The 17,411-nt window shown below is 59.2% G+C and carries 14 protein-coding genes and 1 tRNA gene; 8 read left to right on the forward strand and 7 right to left on the reverse strand.

Annotation, left to right across the window (positions count from 1 at the left end; all coding sequences use genetic code 11):
- Positions 1-12: 12 nt before the first annotated feature.
- Genes murI through hemA form a run of 5 tightly spaced genes read right to left on the reverse strand, consistent with a single transcriptional unit; the run spans position 13 to position 4,745 of the window.
- A complete protein-coding gene (gene murI / locus AC3IUA_RS26535) occupies positions 13-804 on the reverse strand; it encodes a glutamate racemase (protein WP_489357792.1) in 792 nt (263 codons plus the stop codon).
- Positions 797-1,552 (reverse strand): molybdopterin-synthase adenylyltransferase MoeB, encoded by a 756-nt coding sequence (locus tag AC3IUA_RS26540; protein ID WP_489357793.1) that lies wholly within the window; start codon positions 1,550-1,552, stop codon positions 797-799. Before AC3IUA_RS26540 ends, murI begins: the two co-directional genes overlap by 8 nt.
- Complete coding sequence (gene prmC / locus AC3IUA_RS26545) at positions 1,546-2,376, reverse strand: peptide chain release factor N(5)-glutamine methyltransferase (protein WP_489357794.1); 831 nt, start codon at positions 2,374-2,376, stop codon at positions 1,546-1,548. Before prmC ends, AC3IUA_RS26540 begins: the two co-directional genes overlap by 7 nt.
- On the reverse strand, positions 2,377-3,459 hold the full coding sequence (gene prfA / locus AC3IUA_RS26550) for a peptide chain release factor 1 (protein WP_489357795.1): 1,083 nt from the start codon (positions 3,457-3,459) through the stop codon (positions 2,377-2,379).
- Positions 3,456-4,745 carry a glutamyl-tRNA reductase gene (gene hemA / locus AC3IUA_RS26555; RefSeq protein WP_489357796.1) on the reverse strand — a complete coding sequence of 430 codons (1,290 nt, stop codon included), beginning with the start codon at positions 4,743-4,745 and terminating at the stop codon, positions 3,456-3,458. Before hemA ends, prfA begins: the two co-directional genes overlap by 4 nt.
- A 191-nt stretch (positions 4,746-4,936) precedes the next feature.
- On the opposite strand from hemA, the gene AC3IUA_RS26560 reads away from it, so the two are divergent.
- The 8 genes from AC3IUA_RS26560 to ychF all read left to right on the forward strand — a co-directional run bounded on the left by AC3IUA_RS26560 (position 4,937) and on the right by ychF (position 11,861).
- Complete coding sequence (locus AC3IUA_RS26560; RefSeq protein WP_489357797.1) at positions 4,937-6,661, forward strand: tetratricopeptide repeat protein; 1,725 nt, start codon at positions 4,937-4,939, stop codon at positions 6,659-6,661.
- Between the two features lie 4 nt (positions 6,662-6,665).
- The gene (lolB, locus tag AC3IUA_RS26565) at positions 6,666-7,298 is read left to right on the forward strand and encodes a lipoprotein insertase outer membrane protein LolB (protein ID WP_489357798.1); all 633 of its coding nucleotides are present in this window, start codon (positions 6,666-6,668) and stop codon (positions 7,296-7,298) included.
- Complete coding sequence (gene ispE, locus AC3IUA_RS26570) at positions 7,295-8,146, forward strand: 4-(cytidine 5'-diphospho)-2-C-methyl-D-erythritol kinase (RefSeq protein ID WP_489357799.1); 852 nt, start codon at positions 7,295-7,297, stop codon at positions 8,144-8,146. Before lolB ends, ispE begins: the two co-directional genes overlap by 4 nt.
- Positions 8,147-8,183: 37 nt before the next feature.
- Positions 8,184-8,258 (forward strand) — tRNA-Gln (locus AC3IUA_RS26575).
- A gap of 46 nt (positions 8,259-8,304) precedes the next feature.
- Positions 8,305-9,246: a ribose-phosphate pyrophosphokinase gene (locus AC3IUA_RS26580; protein WP_003208392.1), complete on the forward strand. Its 942-nt coding sequence runs from the start codon at positions 8,305-8,307 to the stop codon at positions 9,244-9,246.
- 138 nt (positions 9,247-9,384) lie between these two features.
- Positions 9,385-9,984 (forward strand): 50S ribosomal protein L25/general stress protein Ctc, encoded by a 600-nt coding sequence (locus tag AC3IUA_RS26585; protein WP_489362493.1) that lies wholly within the window; start codon positions 9,385-9,387, stop codon positions 9,982-9,984.
- 168 nt (positions 9,985-10,152) lie between these two features.
- Positions 10,153-10,737 carry an aminoacyl-tRNA hydrolase gene (pth, locus tag AC3IUA_RS26590; RefSeq protein ID WP_489357800.1) on the forward strand — a complete coding sequence of 195 codons (585 nt, stop codon included), beginning with the start codon at positions 10,153-10,155 and terminating at the stop codon, positions 10,735-10,737.
- 23 nt (positions 10,738-10,760) lie between these two features.
- Positions 10,761-11,861 (forward strand): redox-regulated ATPase YchF, encoded by a 1,101-nt coding sequence (gene ychF / locus AC3IUA_RS26595; protein WP_489357801.1) that lies wholly within the window; start codon positions 10,761-10,763, stop codon positions 11,859-11,861.
- A gap of 155 nt (positions 11,862-12,016) precedes the next feature.
- On the opposite strand, the gene AC3IUA_RS26600 is transcribed toward ychF, so the two are convergent.
- Both AC3IUA_RS26600 and AC3IUA_RS26605 read right to left on the reverse strand, forming a co-directional pair.
- Positions 12,017-15,622 (reverse strand): beta strand repeat-containing protein, encoded by a 3,606-nt coding sequence (locus AC3IUA_RS26600; RefSeq protein ID WP_489357802.1) that lies wholly within the window; start codon positions 15,620-15,622, stop codon positions 12,017-12,019.
- Between the two features lie 541 nt (positions 15,623-16,163).
- Positions 16,164-17,381 (reverse strand): MFS transporter, encoded by a 1,218-nt coding sequence (locus AC3IUA_RS26605; RefSeq protein WP_489357803.1) that lies wholly within the window; start codon positions 17,379-17,381, stop codon positions 16,164-16,166.
- Between the last annotated feature and the right edge of the window lie 30 nt (positions 17,382-17,411).

Raw genomic sequence — 17,411 nt, forward strand, 5'->3', positions numbered from 1 at the left:
TTCACGTTTTTTTTACAAAAGGAAGTCTTGCACTACGCCAGACCCGCTCCATAGCAGAGGCAGGATATTTCGCAAGTGTTCGGGACTGGCACTGGTCCAGAACTGCGCTTCGCGGGAAGGGCCCGAAGCGAGCAATTCACGCTCGGCCAGCAAGCGTTGAAGTTGCCGGGCAACCGCGGCGCCGGTATCGATCAGGCTGATGTCGTCGGCGATCATCTGCTTGAGCAACGGCTTGAGAAAGGGATAGTGGGTGCAGCCGAGAATGAGGGTGTCGCACCCCGCCGCCAGCAGCGGCTCGAGGTAACCCTGCAGCAATTGGCGCAACGCCGGGCTGTGCAGGTCACCCGCTTCAATCAGTTCAACCAGCCCCGGGCACGGTTGAGTGATGACCCGCACATCGGTGGCAAAACGATCGAGCAAGGCGGCGAACTTGGCGCTCTGCAAGGTCCCGGTGGTCGCCAGTACACCGACCACCCCACTGCGGGTTGCCGCCGCCGCCGGTTTGACCGCGGGCTCCATGCCGACGATGGGCCACTGCGGGTAGTCGCGACGCAAGTCGGCGACGCCCGCCACCGTTGCCGTGTTGCAGGCCAGCACCAACGCCTTGGCCCCCTGCTTGACGAAAAATTCAGCCATCACACTGCAGCGCTGACGAATGAACTCCGGGGTCTTTTCGCCGTAGGGAATATTGCCGCAATCGGCGACGTACAGCAGCGTCTCATTGGGCAGCAAACGCTTGATTTCAGCCAGCACCGACAGCCCGCCGACACCGGAGTCGAACACGCCAATCGGCGCTTCACGCATGTTTGGTTCCACAGACGCTGCAGCCTGGATCACGTTTGACGCGCAACTCGCGAAAACGCGTGCCCAGGGCATCGATCAACAGCAACCGCCCCACGAGCGGCTCGCCAAAACCGACCAGCAATTTCAACGCCTCAAGAGCTTGCAGGCTACCGACCAGCCCCACCAGCGGCCCCAGCACTCCGGCTTCGCTACAGGTCAGCTCGGCTTCGCTGCCGTGCCCATACAAGCAGTGATAGCAAGGGCTCTCGGGGCGACGTGGATCAAACACCGAAAGCTGTCCTTCCAGACGAATTGCCGCGCCGCTGACCAAAGGTTTGCCGGCAGCCACACAGGCCGCATTGACCGCTTCGCGGGTCGAGAAATTATCCGAACAATCGAGCACCAGATCGACAGCGGCCACCACAGCCGCCAGAGAATCTTCATCCAGGGCTGCGCGATGGGCAATCAGCCGGATCTCGGGATTGATTGCCGTCAGGCGACGAATCGCCGAGTCGACCTTGGTCAGGCCAACGCTGTCGGCGTCATGAATGATCTGCCGTTGCAGGTTGGTCAGATCGACGGTGTCAAAGTCCGCCAGATGCAGCTCGCCGATCCCCGCAGCGGCCAGGTACAAGGCCACTGGCGAACCTAGACCGCCAAGACCGACGATCAACACACGGCTGCTCTTCAGGCGCAGCTGGCCGTCGATGTCGACGTGCTGCAACAGGATTTGCCGGCTATAACGCAACAGCTCTTGATCATTCAGCATGGCAGGCGCCCCAGGCTGATGCGTTCGTGGCCGCCCAGGTCCTGGCGACTGTGGACCTGTTCAAAACCCTGTGTCAGCAGCAGATCACGCACCGCAACTGCCTGATCGTAGCCGTGCTCGAGCATCAACCAGCCGCCGGCTTCAAGGTATTGGGGTGCCTGGACAATGATCAAACGCAGATCATCCAGCCCGTCGGAACCGGCCACCAACGCACTGGCCGGCTCGAAGCGCACGTCACCTTCCACCAGATGCGGGTCGGCATCGGCAATGTACGGCGGGTTACTGATAATCAGCTGATAGCGATGACCTGCCAGCGCACTGAACCAATGGCTGCTCAGTACCGTCGCGTTGTGCAAATGCAGACGCTGACGGTTGCGCTCGGCCAGGGCCACGGCTTCGAGCACTCGATCCACCGCCGTGACCTGCCAGGCCGGACGTTCGCTGGCCAGGGCCAGGGCGATCGCGCCGCTGCCGGTGCCCAGGTCCAGAACCTTGGCAGGCGTGGCCGGCAACAGCTCCAGCGCGGCCTCCACCAGCAGCTCGGTGTCCGGCCGCGGAATCAGCGTATGGGGCGCGACCTCCAGGTCGAGTTTCCAGAAACCCTGCTGACCGAGGATGTAAGCCACTGGTTCGCCACTGCGGCGGCGCTGCAAATAGCCGGCAAAGGTCAGCGCGGCTTCGCTGCTGACAATCCGTTCTGGCCAGGTGTGCAGAAAGCTCCGGGACTTGCCCAGGGCCGCCGCCAGCAACAACTCGGCATCCAGCCGGGCCGTGGGCGAATCAGGCAGGTCGGCAGCGCGCAACAGGCTGGCAATAATCGTCATTTACTCACCTATTGCTGCCAGTTGATCGGCCTGGTATTCGGCCAGCAGCGGCTCGATCACCGCGTCGACGCCGCCAGCAAGGATTTCATCAAGGGAATACAGGGTCAGGTTGACCCGGTGATCGGTCACCCGACCCTGGGCGAAGTTATAGGTGCGGATCCGCTCGGAGCGATCACCCGACCCCACCAGCAACTTGCGCTCGCTGGCGATGGCATTGGCCGCGGCGCTGGTCTGCTGGTCGTTCAACTTGGCCGACAGCCAGGACATGGCTCGTGCGCGGTTCTTGTGCTGGGAACGCTCTTCCTGACACTCGACCACAATCCCCGAAGGCAGGTGAGTGATACGGATTGCCGAGTCGGTCTTGTTGACGTGCTGACCACCGGCACCCGAGGAGCGATAGGTGTCGACCCGCAGGTCCGCCGGGTTGATCTCGATCGCTTCCTGTTCATCCGGCTCTGGCAATACCGCCACGGTACAGGCCGAGGTGTGGATACGGCCCTGGGATTCAGTGGCCGGAACCCGCTGCACGCGATGGGCACCGGATTCGAATTTCAGCTTGCCGTAGACATTGTCGCCTTCGACCCGGGCAATGACTTCTTTGTAACCACCGTGTTCGCCGATGTTCTCCGAGAGAATCTCGACCCGCCAGCCACGACGCTCGGCGTAGCGCGAATACATGCGGAACAGGTCGCCGGAAAAAATCGCCGCTTCGTCACCCCCGGTGCCGGCACGAATCTCGAGAAACACGTTGCGCCCGTCGTTGGGATCCTTGGGCAGCAGCATGCGTTGCAGGTCGCCTTCGAGCTCGATCAGCCGCTCTTTGGCTTCGCGCACTTCCTCCACGGCCATTTCACGCATGTCCGGGTCGCTGTCCTTGAGCAGCGCCTGGGCGCCTTCGAGGTCGGCCTGGACCTTGAGCAGCTGGGTATAGGTACTGACAATCGGTTCAACTTCCGCGTATTCCCTGGAATAGGTGCGAAATTTGTTCTGATCGGAAATGACTTCGCCATCGCCAAGCAAGGCGGTCAGTTCCTCGAAACGGTCCTGGAGGATGTCCAGCTTATTGAGCAGTGACGCTTTCATTGCGGTTTTTTATCCGAAGAGCTATCCGAAGGGCCCTCACCGAGAGCAAAAAGTTCCTGGGCCATGGCCAGCGCATCGAGGCGGCCTTCGGCGGTCAGCTTTTTCAATTGCACGCTTGGCGCATGCAGTAATTTATTGGTCAGGCCGCGGGCCAATTGCACCAGCACGTCCTCGGCGTTGCTGCCATTGGCGAGCATGCGCTGGGCCTTGAGCAATTCGTCATCACGCAGGCGTTCGCTCTGCTGACGATAGGCCTTGAGCACATCCACCGCCGCCAGCTCACGCAGGCGCACCATGAAGTCGTCTGCACCGATGGAGACCATCTCTTCGGCCGCTTGGGCAGCGCCCTGACGGCTCTTGAGGTTTTCGGCGACCACTTCGTGGAGATCGTCGACGCTGTACAGGTAAACGTCGTCCAGTTCGCCGACTTCCGGCTCGATATCGCGAGGTACGGCGATGTCGACCATGAAAATCGGTTTGTGCTTGCGCAGCTTCAATGCGCTCTCGACCGCGCCCTTGCCCAGAATCGGCAACTGGCTGGCGGTAGAGCTAATGACGATATCGCTGCGAACCAGTTCCGCAGGAATATCCGAGAGCAGCACTGCGTGGGCACCGAACTGTTCGGCCAGGATGCTCGCGCGCTCCAGGGTCCGGTTGGCCACCACTATGCGTTTGACGCCCAGCTCATGCAGATGCCGGGCGACCAGGGTGATGGTTTCACCGGCCCCGATCAACAGCGCCTGGCTGCGTTGCAGGTCACTGAATATCTGCTTGGCCAGGCTGACGGCGGCGAAAGCCACCGACACCGGGTTTTCGCCGATGGCGGTGTCGGTACGCACCTGTTTGGCCGCATTGAATGTGGCCTGGAACAAGCGCCCGAGCAGCGGCCCGATGGTGCCCGCCTCGCGGGCCACGGCATAGGCCGACTTCATCTGGCCGAGAATCTGCGGCTCGCCGAGCACCAGCGAATCCAGCCCCGAGGCCACCCGCATCATGTGACGAACTGCCGCATCGTCTTCGTGCACATAAGCACTGGCACGCAGGTCGTCGATGCTCAAATGGTGGTAATCGGCCAGCCAGCGCAGCACCGAGTCAGACGAAAGGTGATCCTGTTCTATATAGAGCTCACTGCGATTGCAGGTGGAGAGGATCGCAGCTTCGCGGCTGTCGGTGAGGCGGCAGAGCTGCTGCAAGGCCTCAACCAACTGCTCTGGGGTAAAAGCCACGCGCTCGCGGACGTCTACTGAAGCAGTCTTGTGGTTAATACCGAGTGCAAGGAAGGCCATTCAAGGTCGCTGATGATGTCGAGAAGCCGACAATTGTCCTACTTCGCCAGATCCAGAACAACCACTGCCGCACCGAATACCCTGTATAAAGCGTTCAAACGTCTGTCAATATGAATTGCCTGACCCGGTTATGTTTGACCGAAGGCTTGTGTCATGATGATCCGACCGCAGGTTAGTCGTCCTCCTCCTATATGAATAGATCTTCCTCGTTGCTCCTCGCTTTTGTCTTGCTCAGTGGCTGCCAGTTCCTGGTACCCGTACCACCGGACAGCACGCCGCCGGTTGAAGACAGTACTCCGGCGCCTGAAAAGCCAAAGGTCTACAGCTCGTTCAGCGAAGACACGATCTTCAGCCTGCTGAGCGCGGAGCTGGCTGGCCAGCGCAATCGTTACGACATTGCCCTGGACAACTACGTAACCCAGGCCATCAACACTCAGGACCCCGGGATCTCCGAGCGAGCCTTTCGCATCGCCGAATACCTGGGCGCCGATCAGGCCGCGCTGGATACCGCGCTGATCTGGGCGAAAAACTCCCCGGACGACCTGGAGGCGCAACGCGCCGCAGCCATTCAACTGGCACGCAGCGGGCGTTATGACGACTCCATGGTCTATATGGAGAAAGTCCTGCAAGGCAAAGGCGACACCCATTTCGACTTTCTGGCCTTGTCTGCCGCCGATACCGATCAGGAAACCCGCAACGGCCTGATGAAAGGCTTTGACCGCTTGCTGCAAAAGTACCCGAACAATGGCCAGTTGATCTTCGGCAAGGCTTTGATGTTGCAACAGGACGGTGACTCCGAGGGCGCCTTGGGCCTGCTTGAGGATAATCCGCCGGAAGAAGGCGAAGTAGCGCCGTTGCTGCTGCGCGCGCGCCTGCTGCAAGCGTTGAATCGCGGCCCGGAAGCCTTGCCGCTACTGGAAAAAAGCATTCGCAAGTACCCCGACGATAAACGCCTGCGCCTGACCTACGCGCGCATGCTGGTCGAGCAGGACCGCATGGAGGACGCCAAGGTCGAATTCTCCAGCCTGGTCCAGCAATACCCGGAAGATGACGATTTGCGTTACTCACTGGCACTGGTCTGCCTGGAAGCCAAGGCCTGGGAAGAGGCCAAGGGTTATCTGGAAGACTTGATCGCCCGGGAAAGCCATGTCGATTCGGCGCACCTGAACCTCGGTCGGATCGCCGAAGAACGCAATGACCCGCAAGGCGCGCTGATCGAATACGCCCAGGTCGGCCCGGGCAATGACTACCTGCCGGCGCAATTGCGCCAGGCCGACATCTTGATCAGCCACGGCCGCACCCGTGAAGCCCAAAGCCGCCTGGCCACGGCCCGCGATACTCAGCCCGATTACGCGATTCAGTTGTACCTGATCGAAGCCGAGACCCTGTCAGCCAACAAGCAGGGCGATCTAGCCTGGAAAGTCCTGCAACAAGCCTTGGCGCAATACCCGGACGATCTGAACCTGCTGTATACCCGCGCCATGCAGGCAGAGAAGCGCAACGATCTGGCACAAATGGAGAAAGACCTGCGCCTGATCATTCAGCGTGATCCGGACAATGCCATGGCATTGAACGCCCTCGGCTACACCTTGTCCGACCGTACGACGCGTTACGCCGAGGCCAAGGCGCTGATCGAGCAGGCTCATCAGCTGACTCCGGAAGATCCGGCGGTACTCGACAGCCTCGGCTGGGTGAATTTCCGCCTGGGCAACCTCGATGAGGCCGAACGCCTGCTGCGTCAGGCCCTTGAGCGGTTCCCCGATCAGGAAGTCGCCGCGCACCTGGGCGAAGTCCTGTGGGCCAATGGCAAACAACGCGAAGCCAGGCAAATCTGGGGCAAGTTCCTCAAGGATCAGCCCGACAGCCCTATTCTGCGCAGCACCATCAAGCGCCTGACCGGTTCCGAGACTCTTTAAGATTATGTTTTTGCGCCACGTTATCGTTTTCAGCTTCATCGCCCTGCTCGCCGGTTGCGCAGGCCTGGGCCCCCGCGAGTCTGTCGAGGGGCACGGCAACACCGCGCAATGGCGCGAGCACAAACAGCAACTGAGCAGCCTCGATGGCTGGCAGATCAGCGGCAAGGTCGGCATTCGCGCCCCGAAAGATTCGGGCAGCGGCACCTTGTTCTGGCTGCAACGTCAGGACTACTACGACATCCGCCTGTCCGGCCCGCTGGGGCGCGGTGCGGCACGCCTGACCGGTCGCCCGGGCCAGGTATCACTGGAAGTCGCCAACCAGGGACGCTATGAAGCGCCTACGCCCGAAGCCCTGCTCGAAGAGCAGCTGGGCTGGAAGCTGCCAGTCTCGCATCTGGTCTGGTGGGTCCGCGGCCTTCCCGCGCCTGACAGTAAAAGCCGTCTGAACCTCGATGCCAATAGCCGCCTGGCCAGCCTCGACCAGGATGGCTGGAAGGTCGAGTACCTGAGCTATGCGCAACAGAGCGGCATCTGGCTGCCCGAACGGATCAAGCTGCACGGCCGCGACCTCGACGTCACGCTGGTGATCAAGGACTGGCAACCACGCAAGCTGGGGCAAGTTGGGGCGTTGAAATGACTGCAACCCGCCTGACCTTGCCCGCGCCGGCAAAACTCAACCTGATGCTGCACATCCTCGGTCGCCGCGAAGACGGCTATCACGAACTGCAAACGCTGTTTCAGTTTCTCGATTACGCCGATGAACTGACCTTTGCCGTTCGCGATGATGGCGTGATCAAGCTGCATACCGAATTCGATGGCGTGCCCCACGACAGTAACCTGATCGTGCGCGCGGCAAAAAAACTTCAGGAACAATCCGGCTCCATGCTGGGAATTGATATCTGGATCGAAAAAATCCTGCCCATGGGCGGCGGAATCGGTGGCGGCAGTTCAAATGCGGCGACCACGCTGCTCGGCCTCAATCATCTTTGGCAACTGGGTTGGGATGAAGATCGGCTGGCCGCTCTGGGCCTGACTCTAGGCGCCGACGTCCCGGTTTTCGTGCGTGGACACGCCGCTTTTGCTGAAGGCGTTGGGGAAAAACTCACGCCTGTAGACCCCGAAGAACCGTGGTATCTCGTGCTTGTGCCGCAAGTCTCTGTAAGTACAGCAGAAATTTTTTCAGATCCGTTGTTGACACGTAACTCTTCTCCCATTAAAGTGCGCCCCGTTCCCAAGGGAAACAGTCGAAATGACTGCTTACCGGTTGTAGCGAGGCGTTACCCAGATGTACGTAACGCTTTGAATTTGTTAGGTAAATTTACCGAAGCAAAATTAACCGGAACTGGAAGTTGTGTGTTTGGGGGCTTCCCAAGCAAAGCTGAAGCTGATAAAGTCTCGGCCCTTCTTACAGAGACCCTTACAGGGTTTGTAGCAAAGGGAAGCAACGTTTCGATGTTGCATCGCAAGCTGCAAGGTCTGCTCTAAAAGGAACCGAGTGCTGGGCACTCGTTGCAACAGATACAGGGGCGTCGCCAAGCGGTAAGGCAGCAGGTTTTGATCCTGCCATGCGTTGGTTCGAATCCAGCCGCCCCTGCCATTTTCTAATACTCATCCAGGTTACCCTCAGCCTTCAGGTACTGCGCGTGTCCAAGATGATGGTCTTTACGGGGAATGCTAACCCCGATCTGGCTCGGCGTGTTGTACGTCAGCTGCATATCCCTCTCGGCGACATCTCTGTCGGTAAGTTCTCCGACGGCGAAATTACCGCCGAGATCAATGAAAACGTCCGCGGTAAAGATGTCTTCATTATTCAGCCGACTTGCGCTCCGACTAACGATAACCTGATGGAACTCGTCGTGATGGCTGATGCCTTCCGCCGCTCCTCAGCGACTCGAATCACAGCGGTAATCCCCTACTTTGGTTATGCCCGTCAGGATCGCCGTCCGCGTTCCGCACGTGTGGCTATCAGCGCGAAAGTCGTCGCTGACATGCTTACCGTAGTCGGCATCGATCGTGTTCTCACGGTTGATCTGCATGCTGACCAGATCCAGGGATTCTTCGATATTCCGGTAGATAACATCTACGGCTCCCCCGTTCTGGTGGATGACATCGAAGACCAACGCTTCGAAAATCTGATGATCGTGTCCCCGGACATTGGCGGCGTCGTGCGTGCACGTGCCGTTGCCAAATCCCTGGGCGTTGATCTCGGGATCATCGACAAGCGCCGTGAGAAAGCCAATCACTCTGAAGTGATGCATATCATCGGTGATGTCGAAGGGCGTACCTGTATTCTGGTCGATGACATGGTCGATACCGCCGGCACTCTGTGCCACGCGGCTAAAGCCCTGAAAGAGCATGGCGCAGCCAAGGTCTTTGCCTACTGCACACACCCTGTGCTGTCGGGCCGGGCGATCGAGAACATCGAGAACTCAATGCTGGACGAACTGGTGGTGACCAACACCATCCCGTTGTCCGCTGCCGCTCAAGCCTGTTCGCGTATCCGTCAACTGGATATCGCACCGGTAGTTGCCGAAGCGGTTCGCCGCATCAGCAACGAAGAATCGATCAGCGCGATGTTCCGCTAAGGGTCGAACCTTAGCTGCATCCCGCCGACGAAAAGCGCCCCGCCCTAACATTTTGTTGGGGCGGGGCTTTTTTGCCCATATCGCCTTTAGCGCTGGTCGCAAACGCTGGGGCGAATGTGGTTATTTTGGAGATACAACATGAACGATTTTACTCTGAATGCTGAAGTGCGTTCCGACCTGGGGAAAGGTGCGAGCCGCCGCCTGCGTCGTCTCGCAAGCCTGGTTCCAGCTGTAGTTTACGGTGGCGAAAAAGCCCCTGAATCCATCAGCATGCTGGCCAAGGAAGTTGCCAAACTGCTCGAAAACGAAGCGGCTTACAGCCACATCATCGAGCTGAACGTTGGCGGCACCAAGCAAAACGTAATCATCAAAGCCCTGCAGCGTCACCCGGCCAAAGGCCACGTGATGCACGCTGACTTCGTACGCGTTGTAGCTGGCCAGAAACTGACCGCTATCGTGCCTGTACACTTCGTTAATGAAGAAGCGCCGATCAAGAAAGGCGGCGAAATCTCGCACGTTGTTTCTGAAATCGAAGTTTCCTGCCTGCCGAAAGACCTGCCTGAATTCATCGAAGTTGACTTGGCTAACGCTGAAATCGGCTCGATCATTCACCTGTCCGACCTCAAAGCCCCTCAAGGCGTTGAGTTTGTTGCTCTGGCTCACGGTAACGACCTGGCTGTTGCCAACGTTCACGCTCCACGTGTTGCTCCAGAAGCTGCAGAAGGCGCTGCAGAGTAATTCACTCTGTACGCCGGAGTTCATGGAAACATCGCGGACTAGAGCGTAGCGAGAAAGCAGGCGAGAACGCGGAGTTTACATAATGGTAAATGAGCACTTTTCGTCCACTTTCGCCGCACAACCTGGTTGCGGCGATGTTATCCACCACTCCAAGGAAGGGCCCCTATCGTGACTGCCATTAAACTGATCGTTGGCTTGGGAAATCCAGGTGCTGAATACGAACAGACCCGGCATAACGCAGGGGCCCTTTTTGTTGAGCGCATCGCGCAAGCACAGGGCATCAACCTCGTGGCCGATCGCAAATATTTCGGCCTGACCGGGCGTTTCTCGCACCAGGGTCAGGATGTTCGTCTGCTGATTCCCACCACCTACATGAACCGTAGCGGCCAGGCCGTGGCGGCACTCGCTGGCTTCTTCCGCATCAAGCCTGAAGAAATCCTGGTGGCGCATGACGAACTCGACCTGCCACCTGGCGTTGCCAAGCTCAAACAGGGCGGCGGCCATGGCGGTCACAACGGGTTGCGCGACATCATTGCGCAGCTGGGCAATCAGAATACCTTTCACCGCTTGCGGCTTGGCATTGGCCACCCGGGCGTTGCCAGTATGGTTTCAAACTTTGTCCTGGGTCGTGCGCCACGCGCCGAACAGGAAAAACTCGATGCCAGCATCGATTTTGCCCTCGGCGTGCTGCCGGATATCTTCGCCGGTGAATGGAACCGCGCGATGAAAAACCTGCACAGCCAGAAGGCCTGACTCTAACTCCTCGGGGAAACACCATGGGATTCAACTGCGGCATCGTCGGCCTGCCTAACGTCGGCAAGTCCACCCTGTTCAACGCCCTGACCAAATCCGGTATCGCGGCCGAGAACTTCCCCTTCTGCACCATCGAACCGAACACCGGTATCGTGCCGATGCCGGATAAGCGTCTGGACGCGTTGGCGGCGATCGTCAATCCCAAGCGCATCCTGCCGACTACCATGGAATTCGTCGACATCGCCGGCCTGGTTGCCGGCGCCTCGAAAGGTGAAGGCCTGGGCAACAAGTTCCTGGCCAACATCCGCGAAACCGATGCCATCGCCCACGTGGTCCGCTGCTTCGAAGACGAGAACGTGATCCACGTCTCCAACAGCGTCGACCCGAAACGCGACATCGAGATCATCGACCTCGAGCTGATCTTCGCCGACCTCGACAGCTGCGAAAAGCAACTGCAGAAAGTCACCCGCAACGCCAAGGGCGGCGACAAGGACGCAGTGGTCCAGAAAGGCCTGCTGGAACAACTGATTGGCCACTTCACCGAAGGCAAGCCTGCGCGCAGCCTGATGAAGAACATGAGCGCCGACGAAAAGGCGGTGATCCGCGGCTTCCACCTGCTGACCACCAAGCCTGTGATGTACATCGCCAACGTTGCTGAAGACGGCTTCGAAAACAATCCGCTGCTGGACGTGGTCATGGCCATTGCCGAAGAAGAAGGCGCGATTGTGGTACCGGTCTGCAACAAGATCGAAGCGGAAATCGCCGAACTCGACGACGGTGAAGAAAAAGACATGTTCCTCGAAGCCCTGGGCCTCGAAGAACCGGGCCTGAACCGCGTGATCCGCGCCGGCTACGAAATGCTGCACTTGCAGACCTACTTCACCGCCGGTGTCGAAGAAGTCCGCGCCTGGACCGTAAAAGTCGGTGCTACCGCGCCACAAGCAGCCGGCGTGATTCACACCGACTTCGAGAAAGGCTTTATCCGCGCTGAAGTCATCGCCTACAACGACTTCATTCAGTACAAGGGCGAAGCCGGTACCAAGGAAGCCGGTAAATGGCGCCTGGAAGGCAAGGATTACATCGTCAAGGACGGCGACGTGATGCACTTCCGTTTCAACGTGTAATGGATCCCGTGGATTTACACGGATCTCGATAGACTGAAAATCCCCGTAATCACTCGATGATACGGGGATTTTGTGTTTCAGGATCGCCATCCTCCTCCATTGCGATCCGGGAGGTTGATGGGTACGCCACCGGAGCTTTATTGCACTAAACGGACTCAGCTTTGGAACATATAATCCGCTGCCGCTGTTTGTGCACTGTTCAGGCTACCCAATAGCTGCAACTCATTTGACTCCACCGCGGCATCGGCATCCACTGCTTTGAACAGATAAATCCCGGTCTGTGTACCGTTGTCCACAGCAAAGAGGCGGCTATCGCCAATCACATACGCGCTGGCAGCACTGCCGATATTGCCGGCCGCCGAACCAGCATTTATGGCGCCGCTGATGTTGCTGCTGAACACCACCAGCTCGGCATTCGCGGCAAATCCACCGGCCTCGCTACGCAGCACGGCTCCCTCCAGGACGGCATCCTTGTCACCCAGGCCGCCCAGTGAGGAGTTATCCAGCACTAGCTTGTCGGTGCCACTGAGGAAGTCGGTGATCAGGTCCCTCGTGGCCGCGCTATCCAGGATAAAGCGGTCCGCCCCTGCACCACCCGTCAGCGTGTCGCTGCCCGCACCGCCATTCAGCACGTTGGCCGCGCTGTTGCCGGTCAGGGTGTTAGCCAAGGCATTGCCGGTGCCATTTATCGCCGCACTGCCGGTCAGCACCAGCCGCTCCAGGTTGGCACCCAGTATCCAGCTCAGCGAGGACTGCACGGTATCGATTTCGCTGGTCAGCGTGCTGGTCTCAGAGATGACATCGCTAGCCACATCGACCACATAGGTGTCGTTACCCAGACCGCCGATCAGCGTGTCGCTGCCCCCGCCGCCATTCAGCACGTTGGCCGCGCTGTTGCCGGTCAGGGTGTTAGCCAAGGTATTGCCGGCGCCATTAATCGCCGAATTGCCGGTCAGCACCAGCCGCTCCAGGTTGGCACCCAGTATCCAGCTCAGCGAGGACTGCACGGTATCTATTTCGCTGGTCAGCGTGCTGGTCTCAGAGATGACATCGCTAGCCACATCGACCACATAGGTGTCGTTACCCAGACCGCCGATCAGTGTGTCGCTGCCCCCGCCGCCATTCAGCGTGTCGCTGCCCGCGCCGCCATTCAACACGTTGGCCGCGCTGTTGCCGGTGAGGGTGTTAGCCAAGGTATTGCCGGTGCCATTAATCGCCGCACTGCCGGTCAGCACCAGCCGCTCCAGGTTGGCACCCAGTATCCAGCTCAGCGAGGACTGCACGGTATCGATTTCGCTGGTCAGCGTGCTGGTCTCAGAGATGACATCGCTAGCCACATCGACCACATAGGTGTCGTTACCCAGACCGCCGATCAGCGTGTCGCGGCCCCCGCCGCCATTCAGCACATTGGCCGCGCTGTTGCCGGTCAGGGTGTTAGCCACGGTATTGCCGGTGCCATTGATGGTACCGGTGCCGGTCAATAAGAGGTTTTCGAGGTTGGCACCCAGCATCCAACTGACTGAAGATTCCACGGTGTCGATTTCGCTGACCAGCGTGCTGGTCTCGGAGATGACATCGGTAGCCACATCGACCACATAGGTGTCATTGCCCAGGCCGCCGATCAGCGTGTCGTTGCCCAGGCCGCCAATCAGCGTGTCGCTGCCCGCGCCGCCATCCAGCACGTTGTCCGCGCTGTTGCCGGTCAGGGCGTTAGCCAAGGTATTGCCGGTGCCATTGATGGTACCGGTGCCGGTCAACAAGAGGTTTTCGAGGTTGGCACCCAGCGTCCAACTGACTGAAGATTCCACGGTGTCGATTTCGCTGACCAGCGTGCTGGTCTCGGAGATGACATCGGTAGCCACATCGACCACAAAGGTGTCGTTGCCCAGGCCGCCGATCAGCGTGTCATTGCCCAAGCCGCCATTCAGCACGTTGGCCGCTCTGTTACCGGTGAGGGTGTTAGCCAAGGCATTGCCGGTGCCATTAATTGCCGCACTGCCGGTCAGCACCAGCCGCTCCAGGTTGGCACCCAGCATCCAGCTCAGCGAGGACTGCACGGTATCGATTTCGCTGACCAGCGTGCTGGTCTCAGAGATGACATCGGTTGCCACATCGACCACATAGGTGTCGTTACCCAAACCGCCGATCAGTGTGTCGCTGCCCCCGCCGCCATTCAGCGTGTCGCTGCCCGCACCGCCATTCAGCACGTTGGCCGCGCTGTTGCCGGTCAGGGTGTTAGCCAAGGCATTGCCGGTGCCATTAATCGCCGCACTGCCGGTCAGCACCAGCCGCTCCAGGTTGGCACCCAGTATCCAGCTCAGCGAGGACTGCACGGTATCGATTTCACTGGTCAGCGTGCTGGTCTCAGAGATGACATCGCTAGCCACATCGACCAGATAGGTGTCGTTACCCAGACCGCCGATCAGCGTGTCGCGGCCCCCGCCGCCATTCAGCACGTTGGCCGCGCTGTTGCCGGTCAGGGTGTTAGCCAAGGTATTGCCGGTGCCATTGATGGTACCGGTGCCGGTCAATAAGAGGTTCTCGAGGTTGGCACCCAGCGTCCAACTGACTGAAGATTCCACGATGTCGATTTCGCTGGCCAGTGTGCTGGTCTCGGAGATGACATCGGTAGCCGTATCGACCACGTAGATGTCGGAGCCCTCACCACCAATCAAGGTGTCGCTGCCAATTCCGCCGTCGAGGAAATCGTTTCCATTATTGCCGTAGAGGATGTCGTTTCCACCAGCGCCCTCAAGACTATCGTTTCCCTCATCGCCTTGGAGGGTGTCGTTGCCGAGGTCGCCGTAGAGGTCGTCGATTCCGAGACCACCGTAGAGTAGGTCGTCGCCCTCACCGCCGCCAAGGTAATCGTCTCCCTCTTCGCCTTGCAGCGTGTCATTGCCGAGTTCGCCGTAGAGCTCGTCGTTTCCGAGACCACCGTAGAGAAGGTCGAGTCCATTGCCGCCGAAAAGACGGTCCTGACCCTCGTTGCCGTCAAGGATGTCGTTGCCTTCAGCGCCGTCGAGGTCGTCGTCACCTTCAGCGCCGTCGAGGTCGTCGTTTCCAAAATAACCTCCAAGCACGTCGTTGCCGATTCCGCCGCTAAGGGTGTCGTTGCCCTCACCGCCGTCGAGATGGTCGTTTCCATCATCGCCAACGAGAGTGTCGTCGCCGAGGTCTCCCCAAAGGGTATCGTCACCCACGCCTCCGTCGAGGTAGTCGTTTCCGATATAGCCTCTAAGCACGTCGTTGTCGATTCCGCCGTCAAGGGTGTCGTCACCTTCACCGCCGTCGAGGTCGTCGTCTCCAGCACCACCAGAGAGGATGTCGTTGCCTATTCCGCCGTGGGAATAGTCGTTGCCCTCGTTGCCCTCAAGGGTGTCGCTTCCATCAAAGCCGTGGAGGGAATCGTCGCCGATACCTCCATAGACGGTGTCGTTGCCCTCACCGCCGTCGAGACTGTCCTTTCCATCACCGCCGACGAGAATGTTGTCGCCGAAGCCTCCCCAAAGGGTATCGTCACCCGCGCCTCCGTCGAGGAAGTCGTTTCCGATGTAACCTCTAAGCACGTCATCGCCGATTCCGCCGTAAAGGGTGTCGTCGCCCAAACCACCGTCGAGGTTGTCGTTTCCAGCACCACCATCGAGGAAGTCGTTTCCACTATTGCCGTAGAGGATGTCGTTGCCTGCATAGCCGTAGATGCTGTCGTTTTCCAGCCAGCCTCGGAGATCATCGTTGCCAGTGGTACCTACTATTTTCATGTGCACCTCAGTTCAATAGTCCATTTGTCGAAGGGTGCCCGGCATGGCGGAGGCACAATCAGGAAAACGCTGGTCTGCAGCGGTGATTATTACTCTCCGTTGCATTGGATAATGGCGGTTGGCCTTCATTGTAGGATTAGTGCTCGCATTCCCATGCGACCATTGGTCGTAAATAGCGAACCTGTGCCTATGTGTCGATGCGCACGACTAACGAGAACTTGACGATCCAATGTGCGGGCGCGCTCCCCACTATGTGGTCTGCACGAATTTGCCGCCGTAGTGAAAGGAGGGACACCACATGCTTACAGGCAGGTGGTTGGGAGCCTAATCAGCTCATTGTGGGCTGGAAAGCACTACTGACCTGCGGGGAACCCAGGTAGAGACATCGCCGGTGTGAAAGTTCTAATGTGAGAGCGAGGCTTGTTCGCGAGGCAGACGCGCGGTCTGCCAGGCACACTAGGTCATCATTCTTTGCGGGCAAGTCGGATCGCCGCACCGCCGCTCCCACAGGTATGGGGTTGCCCGTAGATTTGCAGCAACCTCAAGCCTTCCTGGTTCTTGGCAGAAAGATCGCCAACACCCCGAGCAGCGGCAAGAACGAACACAGGAAGTACACGTACTCGATCCCGTGAACATCCGCCAGATGCCCAAGCAGCGCCGCGCCAATCCCGCCGAAACCGAACATCAAGCCAAAGAACACTCCGGCGATCATCCCGACGTTACCCGGCACCAGTTCCTGGGCGTAGACCACGATGGCCGAGAATGCCGAGGCCAGGATGAAGCCGATCACCACGCTCAGCACGCTGGTCCAGAACAGGTCCACATGCGGCAGCAACAAAGTGAACGGCGCCACGCCGAGGATCGAGAACCAGATCACCGCCTTGCGGCCGATCCGGTCGCCAATCGGCCCGCCGAAGAAGGTCCCCGCCGCTACCGCGCCCAGAAACAGGAACAGATGCAGCTGCGAGCTGGCCACCGACAGGTCGAACTTCTCGATCAGGTAGAAGGTGAAATAGCTGGTAAGGCTGGACATGTAGAAGTACTTGGAGAACACCAGCAGACCGAGTACCACCAAGGCACTCAACACCCGCCCTTTGGATAACCCATGGGTCGCAGCCTGACCTTGCTTGAGCTTGAAAAGGTTCAGGTGGTTGGCGTACCAGTGGCTGATGCGGTAAAGCACGAACAACGCAAAGACCGCGAACAACCCGAACCAGGCCACGTTACCTTGACCGAACGGAATAATGATCGCTGCCGCCAGCAACGGCCCGAACGCCGACCCGGCATTCCCGCCGACCTGGAAGGTCGACTGCGCCAGACCGTAGCGCCCGCCGGAAGCCAGTCGGGCGACCCGCGAAGCCTCAGGGTGAAAGGTCGAGGAGCCGATGCCAATCAACCCCGCCGCCAACAGAATCAAGGCAAAGCTGCCCACCTGGGACATCATCAGGATCCCGATCAGCGTGCAGACCATTCCAGCCGGCAGCAGAAACGGCTTGGGATGGCGATCGGTGTAATACCCGACCCAGGGCTGCAGCAGCGAAGCGGTGAGCTGAAAGGTCAAGGTGATCAAGCCGACCTGAGTGAAGCTCAATCCATAGTTGGCCTTGAGCATCGGATAGATCGACGGCAGCACCGCCTGAATCAGGTCATTGATCAAATGTGCGAGGGCCACGGCACCGATGATGCGCATGACCAGCGGGCTGGTTTGCGCGGTGGCTGAAGCCGGGGCCGCGGTGGTCTGAAGATTACTGATAGCCATAAGGTTTCCGTACAACAGATGGATGCGCAC

This window comes from Pseudomonas sp. KH_050 (genome assembly GCF_057838875.1).